The organism is Chlamydia sp. 16-02 (genome assembly GCF_042235055.1).
In the GTDB taxonomy this organism is placed as follows: Bacteria; Chlamydiota; Chlamydiia; order Chlamydiales; family Chlamydiaceae; genus Chlamydia.
Map to the genome: position 1 here is coordinate 1,058,699 of NZ_CP114172.1, position 23,841 is coordinate 1,082,539.

The following is a 23,841-nucleotide window of genomic DNA, read 5'->3' on the forward strand; positions in this document are numbered from 1 at the left end:
GATAAATCAGCAGATGTTGAATAAATTGTTTGTCGCATGAAGATAAGTTACCTGTTTACAAACCTAGACATATTAGACAGAAGATTTATATAAGTCAAACAATAAGAGCAGTTTCAGCTCTTTCCTTCGATGAGAATATTAGTCGATTCATATGAAAGAAAAGAGCTTCAAAATAGCCTTTTAGCGCCCTTTTGAATTTTTGTATAGGATCCTAAATCATGAAATTCTTATTATGAAGTGATTTTACCCATATCTAATTTTAATCCGTTATAATCGTTGGCTAGAATATCAATTCGACGTTCTAACTCCTTAACTTTTTCTGATGATTCCTGAGAAGTTCGTTGTTCCAAATCAGCTACTCTTTTATCTAAAGTTGTATTTTTTCTACGCATATAGGCAAGTAATGCAACAAGCCCAAGTCCACTAAGCAAGGATAGCAATATGATACTAAAGATTATTATCATAGGTAGAGAGGGTTGAAGAATGGCCTCAGCAATGCATCCAGCAATAGCTCCGCATTCTAATAAAACTACTAAAGCCATAAGAGTATATTCGATAGCTTTAGCATATTTTGATGTGTAGCGTTCTGTGGAGGTGAGGAGTAGAGAGTTATTTGTTTTTGTGGTTTCTGAATTGTTAATCAGCGTCATGACATGTAAACCGTTGTTATTCAAAAATCTAAAAAATAATAAGGTGAGCGGTTTTATAAGTCAAACAGGAAGAATAAATTTAGTTCTTATTAAGTAAAATAATGCAAGGCTTTGTTATATCTTTCTTATTCTATGAAGACTGATTAGTATCGTATTGATCGATCAAATGACTCATTTCATTAACAAATTGATTGTGCTTATCAATAAGATCATCAAGCGAACTTTTTATATCAGCATTTTCTTGTAATAAGCATTCTTGATTTTTAGTACATTCTTCGAGATCTTTTAATAAAGAATCAATTTTATTCTCTAATTCAAAATTTTTTCTACTGAGACGCACAAGCAATACTCCAAGAACAAAACAGCTAATTAGCGATAAAAGGGTGCCTCCGATAATAACCAGCATGGGCAAGTGAGGTGTAAGAGCTGCTCCTATAGAACATGCAATGATACCTAACGAGGCTAACAATACAGCAAGAGCTATAAGAGTATATTCTACAACTTTAGAAGTTCTTGATACGCGATGTTCTGGGATAGGTAGTTTATTTTCTGCTTGTATAGATTCTGGATTAACAGCGATTCCCATAAGTATCATACTCTAATTGTTTGCAAATTGATAAAATGCTAGGGGTTGAATTTCTATTAAGTCAAACAGTAAGATTGACTTAGAGATATACTTCAGCGCGTTTTTATAATAAAAACGGCCTCACAAATGTATGAGAGGCCTTGGATATTTATTGTTTAGAGCGGAAAAATCTGAAAAATTTTGATTTTTTGGGTTTTGGTGGCACAGGAGGCTTTTCACTTGTGGGCGATGTTTTGCCTTCAGAAGGCCCTGTTGGCGCGCTTCCGAGTCCAGATGAGCTTGATGTTATTGAAGATTTTTTGGAAGCTTTTAGAGATTTTTTATCAAAAGCTTGCATGTTGATAACTACTGTTTTCTGTTCCCAATCAGTTACAGGATGTGAAGTTGTTCTTACAACTTTCTGGACGTTATTTTTAGCAGTTACCGTATGTTGTACTTTGACAGTTCTAACAGTTTTCTCACAAATTAGATTTTGATTTGATGTATAGACGGATAGTCGTGTTTGTAGATCACTAACTTCTTTTTTGAGTTTAGCATTTTCATTCTGTAATGCTTTCGATGTTGTATTAAAGGTTTCTCTTAGTTTGGTGATTTCTTCTTGTAAACGGTTCACGTTGCTTTGAGATGTCTCTAATGCAGTAAGAAGATTTCTCTTATCACTTTCTAATTTGGAGATTTTTTCTTTAAGTTCTTTAATTTCCTGTTCTGTTTTGACTTTAAGGCTTTCTAGCTGTGTTTCTAGCTCTTTTACTTTTATTTTCTCTTGTTCTAACTGTTGTTGAAGAGTCTCTACTTTTAACTGTTGCTGCTCTACTTGTTTTTCTAAGCTTTCAACTTTATTTTTTGAGGATTCTACTAGGATTCGATGTTGTTGTGTGATGCCCGTAGATGTGCCTACAGCCTCTTTTAATAGATCTTCAAGTTTTTGTTTTTCTTCTTTTGATGCTTTTAGAGCCTTTTCAGTTTTTTCAACTAATTCTTTTTGAGCTGTTAATTGTTGTTCGAGTTGTGATTGTAATTTTTGTGAAGAGCTTTTATTTTCTCCTATCAGCATTTGAAGACGAGTGATTTCTTCTTCTAAATTCTGTGATTTGGAGAGCAGGGTCTCACTTTGAGATTTCTCCACGGCGATTTCGGCTTCTTTCTCTGTTATTAAATTTTTTAAATCAGATATTTCAGATTGTAACTGTTCGCAATTTTCAGAAAGTTCTTGAATCCGTACATCCGCCTCACTTTTTTCTAAAAATAGTGCCCCGTAGCTATTTTGTAGTTCGGTATTTTTCTCTTGTAAATCGTTGTTTTGGGATTGTAGATCAGCATTTTGTTGTTCTAACTGAATAGCTCGTTGGGCATTAGCATCTGCTAATTCATCTTCACTCCAACCTTTTTCATCTTGTAATTCATTATATTGCTGAAGGAGATCGTTATACTGTTGAGCTAATGCATTATAATCTGCTGTGAGTCTTTCAATAGCCTCGTCATCATCGTCATCACTATCATCGTTATATTCATCAACAAGCTGATTATACTGATCTAGTAGTTGATCTATTTTAGCGTCCGATGCTTCTAATTCTATACGAAGGGCTCTCTCTTCTTTTTTCCCGTGGGCAAGTAAAGCAGATACCAATGCAATAGAAATTAATGAAAGTATTGCACCACCGATAACAATAAAGTTAGGGTGCATAGGAAAGAGTACGGCTCCTATGATGCATGCTATTACGCCTAATAAAGCAAAGATTACAGCTGCAATGCAGGTAATTTTAGAAGATAGAATTTTAGAAATTCTTGTTGGGGGGGGGGGGGGTTCTGGATATTTCTTCAGTATGTTTTATACCTGCATCTCCGGCTTGTTCTAACAACCACGAAGGAAGTGAGGGAGGCGGAGGAGGGAGGTTGGTAGGTGGCTCCATAAGATCTCCTAAATAATAATATATGATTTTAGAAAATGTTTTTGAAACTAATTTACCAGTGCGATTCCCTGTGATTATTGAGTGAGTTACCTGTGGTTATCACGTTGGCTGTTAGTCTCATAAAAGTAATAATAAGTTTTTAAAACCCAGGAGATTTTAGATCAGATGTTCTCTATAAGTCAAACACTATGAACGAGTTAAAATAAAGAGTGGTATGGAAACTAATGTAAAAAAGAGAGTTGTGCATAGGAATAAAAAGAACATGGGGCAGACAGGATTCGAACCTGTGACCAACGGGTTATGAGTCCGTGGCTCTAACCGCTGAGCTACTGCCCCGTGATTAAGAGAACGGATAATAGCATATAACCTTCTGACAAGCAAGTGATATCCATCATCTATTCTGAAGATTTTAGATAACGTACGGAGATTTGCTTCATACGCATATATAGAGATTCTCCACCATTTATCCTTCCAATGGATAGATATTGGCTGAGTTGGTCAAAAAATACCGGTTTACATGTTAATATAGTAACAGGTGTTTCTCCAGAATATACCTCAGCAAATAGTGCAGCAATTCCTGACGAGATTAAAGCTTCTGTATAGGTGAAAAAGAATAACCGACCTTCTTGATGTATCTCGTATAGATATAAATCGCTCTGACAGCCTAATACAAGGTTTTCTCTTGTGATTTTACTTTTATCGAAAGTTTTGGATTGTGATCCGATATCTAAAAGAGAGTTGTATAACACATCTTTATGAAATTTTTCAGGAAATAGCATCTGTGAAATACGATGCTGTTTTTTCAAACATCCAGAATGGTGTAATGGGCATACAGAGGGTTCCAAAACTATTCCTCAACAACACGATTAGGCTCTTGTCTTAGATAGGTTAAAGTTTGCGATAGGGCAAGAATTCTTTGATTTGCTGAGGCGATAACAATATCAGGATCACTGAAATGTAAGCGATCCTGATATTGTGTTGTAGGCACATCGAATACATAAGGTAAAGGCGCATTCATCTCTAATTGCAGAGTATGTAACGCACTGGTCATTTGAGGATTATTCTGTTGTGCTGCAATTGCAGAAATCTGCTTTTGCATGATCATTTGATTTTTAATTAATTGATATTGATTAATTGCTTTTTGAATATTTGCTACTTTTTTATCAAAAGCTTCTTGATCCGCCACGTAATTATCATCATCTCCTAAGCGCAATCCATAACAGGTGAGAATACTAATTTGGTTCCCTATGCAAGCACCAATGGTGATTCCAACAGCCTCTGGAATGGCATAAATTAGAGCAGAAATAGAGGCAATAATTGTAGCCAAAAGAATTTGACGCGTTCCATTTGGGTCGAGTTGTTGTAACCCATAATTCATCAAATTCCAAAGACTATTCGTATTCTTATACTTATTTTTTCTATCTAAAACATTGGCGGTAAAAATACCGAAAATCACCCCAATGCCTAGCCCAATGCCTAGCCATATGGTTAAGGTTACCGCCATAGTATGGTGGCAAGCTAATATTAGAGCCCAGGCAAGAATATATAATAGAATATATTTCCAATTATCCCTTAAGAAGGAACTAATTTTTTCTCCTACAGAACGCACATGGTCTAAACATGTTTTTGGAGAAGGTCGGTACGGTAAAATTTTTAAAGAAGATAGGGGTGGGATAGAAGAGGATATAGCAATTCCATTAATCTTGCTGTCAGGTAGCTGAGGGTTCTCTATAGGGATATCCGTTTCACTATCGGATTCACTATGATTTTGCATGCTTACCACACTCTCCAAGCTACTAGGAGAAGGAGCTCTAAAAGCAACAGAAGATGTCATTCTATATTTATTAAAGATAATTAAGTCGCTACATAGTAAAGTAAATTGATTTTAGTTGTAAATATTGTAATAAATTTTCTCACTTGATCCTAAGCATTCAATAATTTTTTATAATATTTCGAATATCCGTGAAAGGCGTTTGACTTTTTCTTCACACTGAATATAATTCTGCTGCATTTATGGATGGAGCGGAATGGGATTAAGCTCTATTCTTTAAAAAGACCAAATCTGCCCGTCTGGCCAATCTTTAATATTAAGATGTCTGTGGCCGAGAGGATTTTGTTTAAGGATAATTAATACATGGCAAAAAAAGAAGACACTATCGTGCTTGAGGGTAGGGTGCAAGAACTCCTTCCCGGGATGCATTTCAAAATATTATTAGAGAATGGCATGCCGGTCACAGCTCATTTATGCGGTAAAATGCGTATGAGTAATATCCGTTTGCTTGTTGGAGATCGCGTTACCGTTGAAATGTCAGCTTATGATCTAACAAAAGCTAGAGTTGTATACAGGCATCGTTAACTGTTTTCTATTGATGTTTTAAAATAAGTGACATAGACTAGGCAATTCTCTGAGCCATTATGAAACAGTGAATATAGGCCCAGATAGCTCAGTGGTAGAGCACTTGCATGGTAAGCAAGCGGTCGTAGGTTCAATTCCTATTCTGGGCAGAAGCAATGGTTGGAGTAAAACTAATTTAATGAGGATTCTGAAATGTCAAAAGAAACTTTTCAACGTAATAAACCCCATATCAATATAGGGACCATTGGACACGTTGACCACGGTAAAACTACGCTAACAGCTGCGATTACACGTGCGCTGTCAGCAGAGGGGTTGGCTAATTTTTGCGATTACAGTTCTATTGACAATACTCCTGAAGAAAAAGCTAGAGGGATTACTATCAACGCATCTCACGTTGAATACGAAACCCCTAACCGGCACTACGCTCACGTAGACTGTCCTGGTCACGCCGACTATGTTAAAAACATGATTACAGGTGCGGCTCAGATGGACGGAGCAATTCTCGTTGTTTCAGCTACTGACGGTGCTATGCCTCAGACAAAAGAGCACATTCTTTTAGCAAGACAGGTGGGTGTTCCTTATATCGTTGTTTTCCTTAACAAGATTGATATGATTTCTCAAGAAGATGCTGAGCTTGTAGACTTAGTTGAAATGGAATTAGCTGAACTTCTAGAAGAGAAAGGTTACAAAGGTTGCCCAATTATCCGTGGTTCTGCTTTGAAAGCTTTAGAAGGCGACGCGAGCTACGTTGAAAAGATTCGTGAATTAATGCAGGCAGTGGATGACAATATCCCTACACCAGAGCGTGAAATTGATAAGCCTTTCTTAATGCCAATCGAAGACGTATTCTCTATTTCTGGTCGTGGCACTGTAGTAACAGGACGTATCGAGCGTGGAATTGTTAAAGTTGGTGATAAAGTTCAGATTGTTGGTTTAAGAGATACTAGAGATACTATTGTTACCGGCGTGGAAATGTTTAGAAAAGAACTTCCAGAAGGTCAAGCAGGGGAAAACGTTGGTTTGCTCCTCAGAGGTATCGGTAAGAATGATGTTGAACGTGGTATGGTTATTTGCCAGCCTAATAGTGTAAAATCTCACACACAATTTAAAGGTACTGTTTACATCCTACAAAAAGAAGAAGGCGGACGCCATAAACCTTTCTTCACTGGATACAGACCACAATTCTTCTTCCGTACAACAGACGTAACAGGTGTTGTAACTCTTCCAGAGGGTACAGAAATGGTTATGCCGGGCGATAACGTTGAATTCGATGTTCAATTAATTAGCCCAGTAGCTCTAGAAGAAGGCATGAGATTTGCTATTCGTGAAGGTGGTCGTACAATTGGCGCTGGAACGATTTCAAAAATTATTGCCTAATTATAGGTAAATTTATAAGCATGATTGAGATTGCTGGTCTCAATCATGCTTTTTTGGGTGTGTAGCTTAGCTGGTAGAGCAGTGGCCTCCAAAGCCGCCGGTCGGGGGTTCGACTCCCTTCGCACCCGTATAGACTTAATTTTTGATCTAGAAATTCGCTTATGAAACAACGCAATCACCAAGAGACACTCTCTAAAAAAATCTCTAAAGCTAAAAAGCAAGCAGGAGCTGGCTTTCTAGACGAAATTAAAAAAATTGAATGGGTCAGTAAGCGTGATCTGAAAAGATACGTTAAAATCGTGATAGCAAGTATTTTTGGCTTAGGCTTTTCTATATATTGTGTGGATCTAGTGTTTCGTAAGCTACTTACGTTGCTAAGTAGTATAACAGGCTTTTTGTTTGGTTAGTTGCATGTTTAAGTGGTATGTCGTTCAAGTTTTTACGGCTCAAGAAAAAAAAGTTAAAAAAGCTTTAGAAGATTTTAAAGAATCATCTGGAATGACGGATTTTATACAAGAAATTGTCTTGCCTATAGAAAACGTTATGGAAGTAAAAAAAGGTGAACATAAGGTAGTTGAGAAGTTCATCTGGCCGGGGTACTTGTTAATTAAAATGCATCTAACGGATGAGTCTTGGTTATATGTAAAAAATAATCCCGGCGTTGTTGAATTTTTAGGTGGAGGAGTTCCTCTAGCTTTATCTGAAGATGAAGTAAGAAACATTTTAAAGGATATCGAAGAGAAGAAAGCCGGTGTTGTACAAAAACATAAATTTGATGTTGGCTCCAGAGTCAAAATTAATGACGGTGTTTTTGTAAACTTCATTGGTGTCGTTTCTGAAGTTTTCCATGATAAGGGACGCCTCAGCGTCATGGTATCCATCTTTGGAAGAGAAACTCGTGTTGATGATTTAGAGTTTTGGCAAGTGGAAGAGGTTGCTCTAGAACAAGAAAGTGAGTAAGAGTAAGAAAATCTGTGTATTCTTATTCTCTATCTTCTTATAATTTTAGTTTTTCGTTTCTTCCTCTTTATTCATAGAGGGGCGTCAAGATAGAGTAAGGTTTAGTATGTCGAATAAAAAGGTAATTAAGTTAATTAAACTGCAAATTCCTGGTGGTAAAGCCAATCCAGCTCCTCCAATAGGACCTGCTTTAGGTGCTGCTGGCGTAAATATTATGGGATTTTGCAAAGAGTTTAATGCTGCAACACAAGATCGTCCTGGAGATCTATTGCCAGTAGTAATTACTGTTTATTCAGATAAAACTTTTAAATTCATAACCAAACAACCTCCCGTGTCTTCTTTGATTAAAAAGGCATTGAATCTAGAGTCTGGATCTAAAATTCCTAACAGAAATAAAGTTGGAAAATTGACTCAGGCACAGGTGACAGCTATTGCCGAACAAAAAATGAAAGATATGGACGTCGTTCTTCTTGATTCAGCAAAACGCATGGTGGAAGGAACAGCCCGAAGTATGGGTATAGACGTCGAGTAAATTGTAATAGGGCTGCATAATTATGACAAAACATGGAAAACGTATACGAGGCATCTTAAAAAGCTATGATTTTTCAAAGTCATATTCTTTGCAAGAAGCTATAGACATTTTAAAACAATGCCCCACAGTGCGCTTTGATCAAACTGTTGACGTATCTATCAAATTGGGTATAGATCCAAAGAAAAGTGATCAACAAATTCGTGGATCTGTTTCCTTGCCTAATGGCACAGGAAAGACTTTAAAAATTCTTGTATTTGCTGCTGGAGAAAAGGCTAAAGAGGCGTTAGACGCCGGAGCAGATTTCGTGGGTAGTGATGATCTTGTTGAAAGAATCAAAGGTGGTTGGGTCGATTTTGATGTTGCTGTTGCCACTCCAGATATGATGCGTGAAGTTGGGAAATTAGGTAAGGTTTTAGGACCTAGAAATCTTATGCCTACACCTAAGGCTGGTACAGTAACTATGGATGTAACTAAAGCTATAGTTGAGTTACGCAAAGGAAAAATTGAATTTAAAGCAGATCGCGCCGGAGTATGTAATGCTGGTGTAGGTAAGCTATCATTCGATGGAAACCTTCTTAAAGAAAATATCGAAGCTTTATGCTCTGCTTTAATCAAAGTTAAGCCGCCGGCAGCTAAGGGGCAGTATCTAGTATCATTCACCGTTTCTTCAACTATGGGGCCGGGTATTTCTATAGATACTAGAGAGTTAATGGCGTCTTAATTCAAGAGGGAAAATGAAAGAAGAAAAGAAATTACTCCTTCAAGAGGTGGAAGAGAAAATCTCCGCATCCCAAGGTTTTATTTTATTAAGATATCTTGGATTTACAGCGGCATATTCTAGAGAGTTTCGCAATTCACTCTCAGGAGTTTCTGCAGAATTTGAAATATTGAAAAAAAGAATTTTTTTCAAAGCCATGGAAAGTGCTGGTTTTGACATAGATTCTTCGGATACCGGAGGACATCTAGGCGTAGTATTTGCTTATGATGATGCTGTTTCTGCAGCAAAACAAGTATTAGATTTTAATAAACAACATAATGATTCACTAGTTTTTCTCGCCGGGCGAATTGATAGCGCTAACTTGTCGGGTAAGGAAGTAGAGGCTGTTGCCAAATTACCTTCAGTAAAAGAATTGAGACAACAAATTGTAGGATTGTTAGCTGCTCCTATGTCTCAGGTTGTTGGAATTATGGGCTCAGCTCTTTCTGGTGTTATCTCCTGTATCGACCAGAAAACACAAAAAAACTAAGAAGAATGTTAAAACTCTCAAATTAAGTAAGGGTGACAAAAGTGACGACACAAAGTTTGGAAACTTTAGTAGAGACATTAAGCAACTTAACAGTATTAGAACTAGCTGCTTTAAAAAAATTGTTAGAAGAAAAATGGGATGTCACTGCTGCTGCTCCTATGATGGCTGTTGCTGCTGGCGCTGCTGTTGGAGGTGGTGATGCCGCTCCTGCTGAGTCAACAGAATTTGCTGTGACCTTAGAAGATGTTCCTGCAGATAAAAAAATCGGCGTTTTAAAAGTTGTCCGAGAAGTTACTGGATTAGCTTTAAAAGAAGCTAAAGAAATGACAGAAGGCTTACCTAAAACTGTTAAAGAAAAAACTTCTAAGTCTGATGCTGAGGATACTGTTAAAAAATTACAAGATGCAGGAGCAAAAGCTTCTTTTAAAGGCTTGTAATTTATAGAAAAGAAAAATCTATAAGATTTTTCTTTTCTTTTTTTATCATGTATACAATCGTAATACTCCCTTAACAGGCATACGTAGGCTTGTTTAAGGGAAGTCTTTTGGCATCACAATAGTCTTAGGAGAGCTCGCATGTTCAAATGCCCGGAGCGGGTTAGCGTCAAAAAAAAGGAAGATATCTTAGATCTTCCAAATCTTATTGAAATTCAAATTAAGTCATACAAGCAATTTCTTCAGATTGGGAAGCTTGCGGAAGAGCGCGATAATGTCGGCCTGGAAGAAGTTTTCAGAGAGATTTTTCCAATTAAATCTTATAACGAAGCTACTATCTTAGAGTATCTGTCTTATAACTTGGGTGTGCCGAAATACTCCCCTGATGAGTGTATTCGTAGAGGAATCACCTATAGCGTAACTTTAAAAGTTCGTTTCCGTTTGACTGATGAAACAGGAATCAAAGAAGAAGAAGTCTATATGGGAACTATACCCATTATGACGGATAAAGGTACCTTTATTATTAACGGTGCTGAAAGAGTTGTTGTTTCTCAAGTACACAGATCTCCAGGAATTAACTTTGAACAGGAAAAGCATTCCAAAGGAAATATTTTATTTTCTTTTAGAATTATTCCTTATCGAGGTAGTTGGTTAGAAGCTATTTTTGATATCAATGATTTAATTTATATCCATATTGATAGAAAAAAACGTCGTCGCAAGATTTTAGCTATGACGTTTATTCGTGCTTTAGGGTATTCATCTGATGCTGATATTATTGAAGAATTTTTCCAAATAGAAGAACGCTCCTTAAAGAGTGAAAAAGATTTTACTCTTTTAGTTGGTAAGATTTTAGCCGACAATGTTCTTGATGAGGCTTCTTCCCTGGTTTATGGAAAAGCTGGTGAAAAACTTAGTACAGCAATGTTAAAACGCATGCTGGATGCGGATATTTCAACTTTAAAAATAGCTGTAGAGGCAGATGAGAATCACCCTATCATCAAAATGTTGGCAAAAGATCCAACAGACTCTTATGAAGCTGCTTTAAAAGATTTCTATCGGAGATTGCGTCCAGGTGAACCTGCAACATTAGCGAATGCTAGATCTACAATTATGCGTCTATTCTTTGATTCTAAGCGCTATAACTTAGGAAGAGTAGGTCGTTATAAGTTGAATAGAAAACTCGGATTCCCAATGGATGATGAGTCTCTATCACAAGTTACTCTGAGAAAAGAAGATGTTATTGGTGCTTTAAAGTATCTTATCCGTTTAAAAATGGGTGATGAAAAAGCTTCTATTGATGATATTGACCATTTGGCGAATCGTCGTGTACGTTCTGTAGGGGAATTAATTCAAAACCAATGTCGTTCAGGCTTGGCTAGAATGGAAAAAATTGTTCGCGAGAGAATGAATCTGTTTGATTTTTCTTCCGATACATTAATTCCTGGAAAGATCATCTCAGCAAAAGGTCTTGCAAGTGTTTTGAAAGACTTTTTTGGTCGTTCTCAACTTTCTCAATTTATGGATCAAACTAATCCCGTAGCGGAATTAACGCATAAGCGTCGTTTATCAGCTTTGGGTCCTGGAGGTTTAAATAGGGAAAGAGCCGGATTTGAAGTTCGTGACGTACATGCGAGCCATTACGGACGTATTTGTCCAATTGAAACTCCGGAAGGACCGAATATTGGTTTAATTACTTCTCTATCTTCTTTCGCAAAAATTAATGAATTTGGATTTATTGAGACTCCCTACCGCATTGTTAGAGATGGTATTGTCACCGATGAAATCGAATACATGACTGCTGATGTTGAAGAAGAATGTGTGATTGCTCAGGCTTCAGCAACTTTAGATGAATATAATATGTTTGTGGACCCTGTATGTTGGGCAAGGTGTCGTGGAGAGGCTTTTGAAGCTGATACGAGTACTGTTACACATATGGATGTTTCTCCGAAACAATTGGTATCTATTGTTACAGGTTTGATTCCATTTCTAGAACATGATGACGCTAACCGTGCTCTCATGGGATCGAATATGCAACGTCAAGCTGTACCTTTGTTAAAAACAGAAGCTCCTATTGTTGGAACGGGATTAGAATCTCGTGCCGCTAAAGATTCTGGGGCTATTGTTGTTGCTGAAGAAGACGGAATTGTTGACTATGTTGACGGTTATAAGATAGTTGTTGCGGCTAAGCATAACCCTACATTGAAGCGTACTTATGATCTTAAAAAGTTCTTAAGATCAAATTCAGGTACGTGCATCAACCAACGACCTTTATGTAGTGTTGGAGATGTAGTGGTTAAGGGTGATGTTATTGCTGATGGTCCTGCTACAGATCAAGGGGAACTTGCTTTAGGAAAGAACATCTTGGTTGCCTTCATGCCATGGTATGGTTACAACTTTGAAGATGCGATTATTATTTCTGAAAAACTCATTAAGCAAGATGCCTATACTTCGATTTATATTGAAGAATTCGAACTGACAGCTAGAGATACAAAATTAGGAAAAGAAGAGATCACTCGTGATATTCCTAATGTTTCTGAAGAAGTTTTAGCAAACTTAGGTGAAGACGGAATTATTCGGATTGGTGCTGAAGTAAAACCAGGTGATATTCTTGTTGGTAAAATCACTCCAAAATCAGAAACAGAACTTGCTCCTGAAGAACGTCTACTAAGAGCTATTTTCGGAGAGAAAGCCGCTGATGTTAAAGACGCTTCTTTGACAGTGCCTCCAGGGACAGAAGGGGTCGTCATGGATGTTAAGGTCTTTAGTAGAAAAGACAGGCTTTCTAAGAGTGATGATGAACTTGTAGAAGAAGCGGTTCATTTAAAAGACTTACAGAAGGGTTATAAAAATCAAATTTCAGTATTGAAGATTGAATATCGTGAGAAACTCGGAGCGTTATTACTTAATGAGAAAGCTCCAGCTTCGATTATTCATCGTCGTACAGCGGATATTTTGGTTCAAGAAGGTACAATATTTGATCAGGAGACTATAGAGCTTCTTGAACAAGAGACTTTAGTCGATCTTCTTATGCCTCCTTGTGAAATGTACGATGTCTTAAAAGGTCTACTTTCTGATTATGAGACTTCTTTACAACGTTTGGAAGTCAATTATAAAACAGAAGTTGAGCATATCCGTGAAGGAGATGCTGATCTTGATCATGGTGTCATTCGTCAGGTTAAAGTTTATGTAGCTTCGAAAAGAAAGCTTCAGGTTGGAGATAAAATGGCTGGACGTCATGGAAACAAGGGAGTTGTTTCTAAGATTGTTCCTGAAGCTGATATGCCATATTTGGCTAATGGAGAAACTGTACAGATGATCTTAAATCCTCTTGGGGTGCCTTCGAGGATGAACTTAGGCCAAGTATTGGAAACACATCTTGGTTATGCTGCAAAAACTGCTGGTATTCATGTAAAAACTCCAGTGTTTGAAGGTTTCCCAGAATCTCGTATTTGGGACATGATGATCGAGCAAGGATTGCCTGCAGACGGTAAGTCTTACCTATACGATGGAAAGACAGGAGAGAGATTCGATAATACTGTAGTTATTGGCTACATTTATATGTTGAAACTCAGCCACTTGATTGCAGATAAAATTCACGCTAGATCTATTGGGCCTTACTCTCTAGTAACTCAGCAGCCTCTTGGAGGTAAAGCTCAGATGGGGGGACAAAGATTTGGAGAGATGGAAGTGTGGGCTTTAGAAGCTTATGGGGTAGCTCATATGCTCCAAGAGATTCTCACAGTAAAATCTGATGACGTTTCTGGACGAACAAGGATTTACGAATCTATTGTTAAAGGAGAAAATCTTCTTAAATCAGGTACGCCTGAGTCGTTTAACGTTTTAATTAAAGAAATGCAAGGTTTAGGACTCGATGTCCGTCCTATGATAGTAGATGCTTAATAAATCACTTATTGGAGAAAAACAATAATGTTCGTAGAAGGTTCTCGAGACAATGTCACTCTATCTAAAGAGGGGCTATTTGATAAATTAGAAATTGGAATTGCCTCAGATATTACTATTCGCGATAAGTGGTCTTGTGGGGAAATTAAGAAGCCTGAAACAATCAATTACCGTACGTTTAAACCTGAAAAGGGTGGACTATTTTGCGAAAAGATTTTCGGTCCTACAAAGGATTGGGAATGTTGTTGTGGTAAATACAAGAAGATAAAACACAAAGGGATTGTTTGCGATCGCTGTGGGGTAGAGGTAACTCTTTCTAAAGTGCGTCGTGAACGTATGGCGCATATAGAGCTAGCAGTGCCTATTGTGCATATATGGTTTTTCAAGACTACACCTTCAAGAATAGGTAATGTCTTAGGGATGACTGCATCTGATCTTGAAAGGATTATCTATTATGAAGAATACGTAGTTATAGATCCAGGTAAGACAGATTTGAATAAGAAACAGCTTTTAAATGACGCTCAATACCGAGAAGTCATTGAGAAGTGGGGTAAAGATGCTTTTGTAGCTAAAATGGGCGGAGAAGCTATCTATGATTTATTAAAATCAGAAGATCTTCAAAGTTTATTAAAAGAGCTGAAGGATCGTTTACGAAAAACAAAATCTCAGCAAGCTAGAATGAAGCTTGCTAAACGGTTAAAGATTATAGAAGGTTTTGTTTCCTCTTCTAATCATCCTGAATGGATGGTTTTAAAAAGCGTTCCTGTTGTTCCACCTGATCTTCGTCCATTAGTTCCATTAGACGGCGGAAGATTTGCTACTTCTGATTTAAACGATTTATATCGTCGTGTCATCAATCGTAACAATCGTTTGAAGGCTATCCTAAGATTAAAAACTCCGGAAGTGATCGTTCGTAATGAAAAACGTATGCTACAGGAAGCTGTGGACGCCTTATTTGATAATGGTCGTCACGGACATCCTGTAATGGGAGCAGGAAATCGTCCTTTAAAATCTCTTTCTGAAATGTTGAAAGGGAAAAATGGACGCTTCCGACAAAATCTATTAGGTAAGAGAGTCGACTACTCCGGGCGTTCTGTTATTATCGTTGGCCCCGAATTGAAATTTAATCAATGTGGTTTGCCTAAAGAAATGGCTCTTGAATTATTCGAGCCATTTATCATTAAAAGACTCAAAGATCAAGGTAGTGTCTATACTATTCGTTCTGCTAAGAAAATGATTCAACGCGGAGCTCCTGAAGTTTGGGATGTTTTAGAGGAAATTATTAAAGGTCATCCTGTATTACTTAACCGAGCGCCTACGCTTCACCGTTTGGGAATCCAGGCTTTTGAACCCGTATTGATTGAAGGTAAAGCGATTCGTGTCCACCCGTTAGTATGTGCAGCTTTCAACGCTGACTTTGACGGAGACCAAATGGCTGTTCACGTGCCATTATCTATCGAAGCACAGCTAGAAGCTAAGGTTTTGATGATGGCTCCTGATAATATCTTCTTACCGTCTTCAGGGAAACCTGTTGCAACGCCTTCTAAAGACATGACATTGGGTATTTACTATCTAATGGCGGATCCTACATATTTCCCAGAAGATCACGGCGGAAAAATTAAGATCTTTAGAGATGTTACTGAAGTATTACGAGCGTTGTATACAGGTGGATTTCTCGATGAACGTATAGATAATCGTTGTGATGAAACTGGACGCGGCATCCATATTCATGAAAAGATCAAAGTACGTATTGATGGTCAGATTATTGAAACCACTCCTGGAAGAGTTCTGTTTAATAGAATTGTTCCTAAAGAATTAGGATTTCAAAATTACAGTATGCCAAGTAAGCGTATCAGTGAATTAATTTTACAATGTTATAAGAAAGTCGGTCTTGAAGCTACTGTTCGTTTTCTAGATGATCTTAAAGATTTAGGATTTATCCAAGCGACGAAAGCTGCGATTTCTATGGGATTGAAGGATGTTAGAATTCCTGAAATTAAGAGTGAGATTCTTAAAGAAGCTTACGACAAAGTTACAGTTGTTAAGAAACAATATGATGATGGTATTATCACGGATGGGGAGCGCCATTCCAAAACTATTAGTATTTGGACGGAAGTTTCTGAGTTGTTGTCAGATGCTCTTTATGTTGAGATCAGCAAACAAGCAAAGAGTAAGCATAATCCTTTATTCTTGATGATTGACTCTGGAGCTCGAGGTAATAAGTCCCAGTTAAAACAGTTAGGCGCTTTGCGTGGTTTGATGGCGAAGCCAAATGGAGCAATTATTGAATCTCCAATTACTTCGAATTTCCGTGAAGGGTTGACAGTTCTTGAATACTCAATTTCTTCTCACGGTGCTAGAAAAGGTTTAGCGGATACCGCCTTGAAAACAGCGGATTCTGGATATTTAACTCGAAGACTTGTTGATGTAGCTCAAGATGTAATTATTACAGAGAAAGATTGCGGAACATTGAACCATATTGAGATTTCTGCGATTCGCCAAGGTTCTGAAGAGCTTTTACCTTTGAAAGATCGTATTTATGGTCGCACAGTATCTGAAGATATCTATCAACCGGGGGATAAGAGCAAGCTTCTTGCTAAGAACGGAGATGTTGTCACATCTGCCCAGGCAGAGCTTATTGATGATGCTGGAATTGAAAGTATTAAAATTCGCTCTACGCTTACTTGTGAAAGTCGTCGCGGTGTTTGCGCTAAGTGTTATGGGTTAAATCTCGCCAACGGTCGCCTGATTGGTTTAGGGGAAGCTGTAGGCATTATTGCTGCCCAATCTATCGGAGAACCTGGAACACAGTTAACAATGAGAACGTTCCACCTTGGAGGTATTGCTGCGACATCCTCCACGCCAGAAATCGTTACGGATCATGATGGGATCTTGGTGTATATGGATCTTCGTGTTGTTGTAGGCCAAGATGGAAATCACCTTGTATTGAACAAAAAGGGCGCCATTCACGTTGTTCGTGATGAAGGACGTAGTTTAGAAGAATACAAGAAACTTTTAAGTACCAAATCTATAGAAAGTTTAGAGACTTATCCGGTAGAGCTTGGTGTGAAGATTTTGGTTGGTGATGGTGAAAAGGTATCTTCAGGTCAAAGAATCGCTGAAGTTGAACTGCACAATATTCCAATTATCTGCGATAAACCTGGTTTTGTAAAATATGAAGATTTAGTGGAAGGTATTTCTACAGAAAAAGTCGTCAATAAAAATACAGGTTTAGTCGAGCTTATTGTTAAACAACATCGGGGAGAATTACACCCTCAAATTGCTATTTACTCTGATGCTGGTTTAACAGAATTAGTTGGAACATACGCGATTCCTTCTGGAGCTATTATTTCTGTGGAAGAAAATCAAAAAGTTGATCCAGGCATGTTGTTAGCGAGATTGCCTCGTGGAGCAATTAAGACTAAGGATATTACAGGTGGTTTACCACGTGTTGCTGAATTGGTTGAAGCCAGAAAACCCGAAGATGCTGCAGACATTGCTAAGATTGATGGTGTTGTAGACTTTAAAGGAATTCAGAAAAATAAACGAATTCTTGTTGTTCGTGATGAAATCACAGGAATGGAAGAAGAACATCTCATTCCGTTGACCAAACACTTGATTGTTCAGCGTGGAGATAACGTGATGAAAGGGCAACAGCTCACAGATGGTTTAGTTGTTCCTCATGAAATCTTAGAAATCTGTGGTGTTCGTGAATTACAGAAATATTTGGTGAACGAAGTTCAAGAAGTTTATCGTCTACAGGGTGTGGACATTAATGATAAGCATATTGAAATTATTGTTCGTCAGATGTTACAGAAAGTTCGCATTACTGATCCGGGTGATACAACTTTACTCTTTGGTGAAGAAGTTAATAAGAAAGAGTTTTACGAAGAGAATAGACGTACGGAAGAGGATGGTGGTAAACCAGCTCAAGCTGTTCCTGTATTGTTAGGAATTACTAAAGCTTCATTGGGTACAGAATCCTTTATTTCTGCAGCATCCTTCCAGGATACGACTCGGGTATTAACTGATGCAGCTTGTAGTAGTAAAACTGACTATCTCTTAGGATTCAAAGAAAATGTCATTATGGGACATATGATTCCTGGTGGTACTGGGTTTGATACGCATAAGCGGATTAAGCAATACTTGGAAAAAGAACAAGAGGATCTTGTTTTTGACTTTGTAAGCGAATCTGAATGCGCTTGTTAGCTAGGCTTTAGGCTTTAACGATCGGAATAGGAGGTTAAGCTTTGATCCATAACCTCCTTGATAGTAATGTTTTTTTTTGGTAGCCTCACCGAAAGACGAATAGTGATAACAGGGTGCTTATGTCTAGCCAATTCGAGCAACTAAAACTCTTGAGTGTTCTTGTTTGTGATACTGGTGATCCAGAGTTAGTTAAGTCTTCAGGATCTCAAGACGCAACGACGAATCCATCTCTTATTCTTAAAGTTGCGCAAGAGCCGAAGTATCAAGAATTGCTAACCGAAGCAATTGCTTGGGGAATTCGACAAAACGGCGATGATATTCAAACTTTAACTTTTGTTTTAGATAAGATACAGGTGAATTTTGGTTTAGAAATTCTTAACTGTATTCCAGGTAGAGTTTCTTTGGAAATTGATGCGCGTCTTTCCTTTAATACAGAAGCAATGATTCAAAGAGCTATTTTTCTAAGTGAATTATTTGCTGCTTCTGGTGGGGATAAGAAACGTCTTTTAGTTAAAATTCCTGGTACTTGGGAAGGAATTCAAGCTGTAGAAGTTCTAGAAAAACAAGGTATTGCTTGTAATGTTACTCTTGTCTTTAATTTGATTCAGGCTATTGCGGCTGCTAAAGCAAAAGCAACATTGATTTCGCCGTTCGTTGGTCGTATTTATGATTGGTGGATAGCTGCTTATGGAGATGAGGGTTACTCTATAGAAGCTGATCCTGGTGTAGCTTCTGTATCGAATATCTATACATATTATAAGAAGTTTGATATCCCTACACAAATCATGGCCGCCTCTTTCCGTTCTAAGGAACAGGTATTAGCTCTAGCAGGATGTGATTTGCTAACAGTTTCTCCGAAATTGTTAGATGAATTGAAAAAGGATCAATCGCCGGTTACAAAAAAATTAGATGTTACAGCTGCTAAGAAATTAGATGTTCAACCTGTTGAATTGACAGAAAGCGTATTTCGATTCTTAATGAATGAAGATGCTATGGCTACTGAGAAACTTGCTGAGGGTATTCGTATATTTTCTGGTGATACTCAAATTCTTGAAGCAGCGGTTACAGAATTTATTAAGCAAATAGCTGCCCAAGATGCGTAAGAAAAACTGTCTTTGAGTTGATGTTAAGTACTTTAAAGGCAAATTAAAGAAGATAAGATGAACCATAACTCGTTACTTGTTTTTTCCTGTCCGTGCTGCTGCGAAGGAGAAGTTTCTTTTTCTGTATTTAGCTTGGAGGAAGTCCTAGCTTGTAGTTGTTGTTCTTCTACATATACCTTCGACCCATCAATGCGAAACTCTATTCGTCAATTCGCTGCATTATGTTTGAGGATTCATGAAGCCTCTCCTATCTTAGGAAATGCTACTGTCTCAGTCTCTATTCAAGGTAGTGCTGTAGAGGTCCCTTTCCAACTGCTCTTTTCAAGATTCCCTGTGGTTTTCAATTTAATTATTGAAGGGAAGAAAATAGCAATCCGCTTTATTTTCGATGCCCTTAAAAAAGAAGTCTTACATAAAGAGAATGCGTCTTTAGTTTGAAAATTCTGAATACTACTCTATTTCTGTTTGAAGAGCTTTTAAGGCTTCTTCGAGGATCGCATCTCCAGAAGCTGCTTCTTTTTCTGAAAGCTTAAATGAAGAAACAGTTTTTAAAAAAATCAAAGATACATTGGGGTAATCATCCAAAGTAGCTGTGCTTGTAAAAATATAGGCTTTATGGTTGATGACAGCAACACCTTGTAGGCAAAAAACCTTACCCCAAGAAGAATTTTTTTCTGTCTTAATAATAGTAAATTCCCCGTTAGCAGATTGAATATGAGTGAATACAGAAGATTCCAACGTCATTTCATTAGCTTTATGATACGCAAGGATCTCTTCAATATATTCAGGTTGATTTTTAGATGTAATTTCTTGAGAAATATTGATCGTAGGGGTTAACGAGCCTATTCCTTGTCCAATAAACACTACATCTAGTTTTTCAGGGAGTTGTGTTTTATCATTTATACATTGCCAGTTATTTGGAATGCGAATTGAATACTCATCGCAAGAATAAGAAACCCATGAAACTAAGTGTTTTGCTTTTTCTGCCTGTGTTGTTCTTCTGTTTTTATTTGCTCTTTTTGCAATATAACGTGAAGCAATTTCATTGGGAACAATAGCTTGTGATCTTTTTAATGCTCTTCTTTGGGAAACGCTTGAGAGACGTCTGTGAGACGGTTTTGCGCTGTTTTGTGGTGTTCTTTGCGTTTGAGGATTTGCACTTGCTATGAGCGAAAAACTAGCAAACAGAAAAGAAATAAGAGCATGAAGTTTCATGGAAATCTTTTATTTAATTTTATTTAAATGATCTAATGCTATAATCTGTTGGATTAGTTGAATTATAATCGAAATTTTTTTTAAGATAAACTCTGTTTTCTCATGGTAGCAATAATATGGCAGATCTCGGTGCAGAAGACAAATTAAAGCAAATCTGCGATGCTCTACGAATAGAAACTTTAAAACCTGCTGAAGATGAAGCGGACGCCATTGTGCGTAATGCAAAAGAACAGGCGAAAAGGATAATTGATGAAGCTCAGGAGCGAGCTGCTCAGGTTATTGCTTCAGCTCAACAAGAAGCTGACAATAAGCTAAAACAGGGAGAATCTGCTTTAGTTCAAGCAGGAAAGCGTTCCTTAGAAAGTTTAAAACAATCTGTAGAAAACAAAGTCTTTAAAGAATCCTTAGCAGAATGGCTAGACAATGCTTTAGCTGATCCTGAGGTGTCTGCTAAACTTGTTGCAGCGTTGATACAGGCTATAGAAGACCAAGGCATTTCCGGGGATCTTACAGCTTATATCGGTAAACACGTGGCGACAAGAGCTGTTAATGAACTCCTAGGAAAATCCGTATTAGCAAAACTCAAAGGTAAGGGAGTGGCTATCGGGAAGTTTGTCGGTGGTGTTCAATTAAAAGTTGAAGACAAGAACTGGGTTTTAGATCTTAGTTCGGATACCTTGCTTGATCTTTTAATGCGTTATTTGCAAAAAGATTTTCGTGAAATGATATTTCAGGGCTCTTAGGTTTTTTTCTCAAATGCGGAGTCCTAACCAATTTTAGAGTTATTGCCATGACTCAATACTACTTTTTATCGTCGTTTTTTCTTCCTCAGCTTCCTGAGTCTCGGCCCGTTTATTCTTTTGATATTCTTGATGATCTACTTCATTTAAATTTATCCAATCAAGATCTAGGATATTACGTCATCTTAAAACGTTTTTTTGATTTTGAAAATTTTGCATTTTTCTGGTCAGGGAAACCTCTACCGCATTCTTATGGCATCGTAACACAAGAGAATGTTGAGGGTATGGTTAATCTTCAACAATGGTCAGATGATTGTGAGTTTGAGGATTTTTTTAAAGACTTTCTCTTGCAATATAAGACTTCTAAAGAGCGTGTAGACAACTTTTCTTCATTAGTTAGGGAATTTCTATCCTATTACCAACATAGCTCTTCTGAGTTCCTTCGCACGTATTTTACGTTCAAACAAAATTTACGCATTATTCTAGCAGGATTTCGTTCTCGAGTTATGAAACTTGATGTCTCTTATGTATTAAGAGATGAAGACAGTTCTGATCCTGTGGTGCTTCAAGTTTTGATGCAAAAAGATGCTCCTAATTACGAGCTTCCAGAAGAATTTTCAGATTTGAGTGATGTATTACAAGATTATGGACGTTTACCTCATACATTGAACCGTACACTGTCTCTTTACGAGTTTCATAAAATTGAGGAGATGTATCGGGATAAATATTTTGATGCAAATGCAGTTTTAGCAAGGGTTGCAGCATATTTATTTGCCATTCGCAATAGTATGGTAAATTTAGAGAAAGGCAAAAACATTATTAATTCTATGGAAAAGGCAATCACATGGTAGTAACTTCAGGACAAACAACTCAGGGATATGTTGTAGAGGCCTACGGCAATTTATTGCGTGTGCGTTTTGATGGACACGTGCGTCAAGGAGAAGTTGCTTATGTTAGTGTTAATGACACATGGTTAAAAGCTGAAGTTATTGAGGTTGTTGGTCAAGAGGTTAAAATTCAGGTTTTTGAAGATACTCAAGACGTTTGCCGAGGAGCTTTAGTGACTTTCTCTGGGCACTTATTAGAAGCAGAATTAGGCCCAGGATTGTTGCAAGGAATTTTTGACGGATTGCAAAACCGTCTACAGGTATTGGCAGAGAGTAGTTTCTTTTTGAAACGAGGAGAATATGTTAATGCTCTTTGTAAGCATACATTGTGGGAATATACGCCAAAAGCTGTTGTAGGAGATGTTCTTGTTCGTGGGGATGCTCTAGGTTTTGTGAAAGAAGGTTACTTTAACCATAAAATTATGGTGCCGTTTTCTTGTTTTAAAGAGGTAACCATTACTTGGGTAATTTCCGAAGGTAGCTATAGCGTTGATACGGTAGTTGCTAAAGCTCGAGATGCGGATGGGAAGGAATACAACTTTACTATGGTTCAGAAATGGCCAATTAAGCAGGCATTTATTCAAGGAGATAAGGTGCCTTGTCATGAGATTATGGACGTAGGTGTACGTATCTTGGATACGCAAATTCCTGTATTGAAAGGTGGGACATTTTGTACCCCCGGTCCATTTGGTGCGGGAAAAACAGTTTTGCAGCACCATTTATCTAAGTATGCTGCTGTAGATATTGTTATTCTTTGTGCATGTGGAGAGCGTGCTGGTGAAGTGGTAGAGGTATTACAAGAATTTCCTCACCTTACAGATCCTCATACCGGAGAGTCTTTAATGCATAGGACATGTATTATTTGTAATACCTCTTCCATGCCTGTGGCAGCTAGAGAATCTTCAATCTATCTGGGAATTACTATTGCAGAATATTATAGACAGATGGGTCTACATGTACTTTTACTTGCTGATTCGACGTCGCGATGGGCTCAAGCATTAAGAGAAATCTCAGGAAGATTAGAAGAAATTCCAGGAGAAGAAGCTTTCCCAGCTTATCTAGCATCAAGAATAGCCGCTTTTTATGAACGAGGTGGCGCTGTGCGTATGAAAGATGGGTCGGAAGGTTCTTTGACAATATGCGGTGCTGTATCTCCTGCAGGAGGAAATTTTGAAGAGCCTGTAACACAAGCTACTTTATCTGTAGTAGGAGCTTTTTGTGGTCTTTCAAAAGCTCGTGCTGATGCTCGACGTTATCCTTCTATTGATCCGATGATTTCCTGGTCAAAATATTTAGATCAAGTTGGAGATATATTAGAGAATAAGATTCAAGGTTGGGGAGAGGCAGTTAAAAAAGCAAATTACTTCCTTCGCGAAGGATCCGAAATTGGTAAACGTATGGAAGTCGTCGGAGAAGAAGGTATTCCCATGGATGATATGGAGATCTACCTAAAAGCTGAGTTATATGACTTTTGTTATCTCCAACAGAATGCTTTTGATGCTGTAGATTGTTATTGTCCCTTTGATCGGCAAATTGAGTTATTTTCATTAATGAGTCGTATTTTTGACGCGAAATTTAGCTTTGATTGTCCCGATAATGCGAGGAGTTTTTTCCTTGAACTGCAAAGTAAAATTAAAACCTTAAATGGACAGAAGTTTCTTTCTGAAGAATACAAAGAAGGGATGGAAATAGTTCTTAGGTTATTAGAGACGAAGATGGTACAAACAGCGTAAGG

The 23,841-nt window shown here is 37.7% G+C and carries 22 protein-coding genes and 3 tRNA genes; 18 read left to right on the plus strand and 7 right to left on the minus strand.

All coding sequences use genetic code 11. The features are described 5' to 3' along the window. Nucleotides 1–230: 230 nt before the first annotated feature. The 3 genes from O1W70_RS04605 to O1W70_RS04615 all read right to left on the minus strand — a co-directional run bounded on the left by O1W70_RS04605 (nucleotide 231) and on the right by O1W70_RS04615 (nucleotide 2,920). On the minus strand, nucleotides 231–650 hold the full coding sequence (locus O1W70_RS04605) for a hypothetical protein (RefSeq protein ID WP_332381569.1): 420 nt from the start codon (nucleotides 648–650) through the stop codon (nucleotides 231–233). Between the two features lie 130 nt (nucleotides 651–780). Beyond that, the gene (locus O1W70_RS04610; RefSeq protein WP_332381567.1) at nucleotides 781–1,236 is read right to left on the minus strand and encodes a hypothetical protein; all 456 of its coding nucleotides are present in this window, start codon (nucleotides 1,234–1,236) and stop codon (nucleotides 781–783) included. A 148-nt stretch (nucleotides 1,237–1,384) separates the two neighbouring features. Next, nucleotides 1,385–2,920, minus strand: a complete 1,536-nt coding sequence (locus tag O1W70_RS04615) for a hypothetical protein (RefSeq protein ID WP_332381566.1) — start codon at nucleotides 2,918–2,920, stop codon at nucleotides 1,385–1,387. A 19-nt stretch (nucleotides 2,921–2,939) separates the two neighbouring features. Between O1W70_RS04615 and O1W70_RS04620 the strand changes: the two genes are divergently transcribed. After that, on the plus strand, nucleotides 2,940–3,092 hold the full coding sequence (locus tag O1W70_RS04620) for a hypothetical protein (RefSeq protein ID WP_375797216.1): 153 nt from the start codon (nucleotides 2,940–2,942) through the stop codon (nucleotides 3,090–3,092). Between the two features lie 317 nt (nucleotides 3,093–3,409). Here the strand turns inward: O1W70_RS04620 and O1W70_RS04625 are convergent. The 3 genes from O1W70_RS04625 to O1W70_RS04635 form a co-directional block, all read right to left on the minus strand. Further along, nucleotides 3,410–3,482 (minus strand) — tRNA-Ile (locus O1W70_RS04625). Between the two features lie 59 nt (nucleotides 3,483–3,541). Next, the gene (locus O1W70_RS04630) at nucleotides 3,542–3,991 is read right to left on the minus strand and encodes a SufE family protein (protein WP_332381563.1); all 450 of its coding nucleotides are present in this window, start codon (nucleotides 3,989–3,991) and stop codon (nucleotides 3,542–3,544) included. A gap of 2 nt (nucleotides 3,992–3,993) precedes the next feature. Beyond that, nucleotides 3,994–4,980, minus strand: a complete 987-nt coding sequence (locus tag O1W70_RS04635) for a hypothetical protein (protein ID WP_332381562.1) — start codon at nucleotides 4,978–4,980, stop codon at nucleotides 3,994–3,996. Between the two features lie 300 nt (nucleotides 4,981–5,280). On the opposite strand from O1W70_RS04635, the gene infA reads away from it, so the two are divergent. The 14 genes from infA (at nucleotide 5,281) to O1W70_RS04705 (ending at nucleotide 19,702) form a co-directional block, all read left to right on the plus strand. After that, nucleotides 5,281–5,502, plus strand: coding sequence for a translation initiation factor IF-1 (infA, locus tag O1W70_RS04640; RefSeq protein WP_006343365.1), 222 nt, complete (start codon nucleotides 5,281–5,283; stop codon nucleotides 5,500–5,502). Between the two features lie 77 nt (nucleotides 5,503–5,579). Continuing rightward, nucleotides 5,580–5,651 (plus strand) — tRNA-Thr (locus O1W70_RS04645). 43 nt (nucleotides 5,652–5,694) lie between these two features. Beyond that, nucleotides 5,695–6,879: an elongation factor Tu gene (gene tuf, locus O1W70_RS04650; protein ID WP_332381560.1), complete on the plus strand. Its 1,185-nt coding sequence runs from the start codon at nucleotides 5,695–5,697 to the stop codon at nucleotides 6,877–6,879. Nucleotides 6,880–6,934: 55 nt separating this feature from the next. After that, nucleotides 6,935–7,007, plus strand: a tRNA-Trp gene (locus tag O1W70_RS04655). A 33-nt stretch (nucleotides 7,008–7,040) separates the two neighbouring features. Continuing rightward, the gene (gene secE, locus O1W70_RS04660) at nucleotides 7,041–7,286 is read left to right on the plus strand and encodes a preprotein translocase subunit SecE (protein ID WP_117274460.1); all 246 of its coding nucleotides are present in this window, start codon (nucleotides 7,041–7,043) and stop codon (nucleotides 7,284–7,286) included. 4 nt (nucleotides 7,287–7,290) lie between these two features. Further along, complete coding sequence (gene nusG, locus O1W70_RS04665; RefSeq protein WP_014943925.1) at nucleotides 7,291–7,839, plus strand: transcription termination/antitermination protein NusG; 549 nt, start codon at nucleotides 7,291–7,293, stop codon at nucleotides 7,837–7,839. A 106-nt stretch (nucleotides 7,840–7,945) separates the two neighbouring features. Next, nucleotides 7,946–8,371 carry a 50S ribosomal protein L11 gene (rplK, locus tag O1W70_RS04670; protein WP_332381557.1) on the plus strand — a complete coding sequence of 142 codons (426 nt, stop codon included), beginning with the start codon at nucleotides 7,946–7,948 and terminating at the stop codon, nucleotides 8,369–8,371. A 22-nt stretch (nucleotides 8,372–8,393) separates the two neighbouring features. Continuing rightward, complete coding sequence (gene rplA, locus O1W70_RS04675; RefSeq protein ID WP_375797217.1) at nucleotides 8,394–9,092, plus strand: 50S ribosomal protein L1; 699 nt, start codon at nucleotides 8,394–8,396, stop codon at nucleotides 9,090–9,092. Nucleotides 9,093–9,105: 13 nt separating this feature from the next. Then, nucleotides 9,106–9,618 carry a 50S ribosomal protein L10 gene (gene rplJ / locus O1W70_RS04680; protein ID WP_332381554.1) on the plus strand — a complete coding sequence of 171 codons (513 nt, stop codon included), beginning with the start codon at nucleotides 9,106–9,108 and terminating at the stop codon, nucleotides 9,616–9,618. Between the two features lie 41 nt (nucleotides 9,619–9,659). Further along, entirely contained in the window at nucleotides 9,660–10,055 is a 396-nt protein-coding gene (gene rplL / locus O1W70_RS04685; protein WP_332381553.1) for a 50S ribosomal protein L7/L12, read from the plus strand. A gap of 138 nt (nucleotides 10,056–10,193) precedes the next feature. Further along, complete coding sequence (rpoB, locus tag O1W70_RS04690; protein ID WP_375797218.1) at nucleotides 10,194–13,952, plus strand: DNA-directed RNA polymerase subunit beta; 3,759 nt, start codon at nucleotides 10,194–10,196, stop codon at nucleotides 13,950–13,952. A gap of 27 nt (nucleotides 13,953–13,979) precedes the next feature. Next, nucleotides 13,980–18,161 carry a DNA-directed RNA polymerase subunit beta' gene (rpoC, locus tag O1W70_RS04695; RefSeq protein ID WP_332381551.1) on the plus strand — a complete coding sequence of 1,394 codons (4,182 nt, stop codon included), beginning with the start codon at nucleotides 13,980–13,982 and terminating at the stop codon, nucleotides 18,159–18,161. 119 nt (nucleotides 18,162–18,280) lie between these two features. Beyond that, nucleotides 18,281–19,264 carry a transaldolase gene (tal, locus tag O1W70_RS04700; protein WP_332381550.1) on the plus strand — a complete coding sequence of 328 codons (984 nt, stop codon included), beginning with the start codon at nucleotides 18,281–18,283 and terminating at the stop codon, nucleotides 19,262–19,264. Nucleotides 19,265–19,321: 57 nt separating this feature from the next. After that, nucleotides 19,322–19,702 (plus strand): ferredoxin, encoded by a 381-nt coding sequence (locus O1W70_RS04705; RefSeq protein WP_332381549.1) that lies wholly within the window; start codon nucleotides 19,322–19,324, stop codon nucleotides 19,700–19,702. A 12-nt stretch (nucleotides 19,703–19,714) separates the two neighbouring features. Here O1W70_RS04705 and O1W70_RS04710 read toward each other — a convergent pair whose 3' ends face one another. Beyond that, entirely contained in the window at nucleotides 19,715–20,479 is a 765-nt protein-coding gene (locus O1W70_RS04710; protein WP_332381547.1) for a hypothetical protein, read from the minus strand. Between the two features lie 116 nt (nucleotides 20,480–20,595). Between O1W70_RS04710 and O1W70_RS04715 the strand changes: the two genes are divergently transcribed. Genes O1W70_RS04715 through O1W70_RS04725 form a run of 3 tightly spaced genes read left to right on the plus strand, consistent with a single transcriptional unit; the run spans nucleotide 20,596 to nucleotide 23,839 of the window. Continuing rightward, entirely contained in the window at nucleotides 20,596–21,222 is a 627-nt protein-coding gene (locus O1W70_RS04715; protein WP_332381546.1) for a V-type ATP synthase subunit E, read from the plus strand. Nucleotides 21,223–21,269: 47 nt separating this feature from the next. Beyond that, complete coding sequence (locus tag O1W70_RS04720) at nucleotides 21,270–22,070, plus strand: DUF2764 family protein (RefSeq protein WP_332381544.1); 801 nt, start codon at nucleotides 21,270–21,272, stop codon at nucleotides 22,068–22,070. Further along, complete coding sequence (locus O1W70_RS04725; RefSeq protein WP_332381543.1) at nucleotides 22,064–23,839, plus strand: V-type ATP synthase subunit A; 1,776 nt, start codon at nucleotides 22,064–22,066, stop codon at nucleotides 23,837–23,839. The genes O1W70_RS04720 and O1W70_RS04725 overlap by 7 nt, the downstream gene beginning before the upstream one ends. The last annotated feature ends 2 nt before the right edge of the window (nucleotides 23,840–23,841 follow it).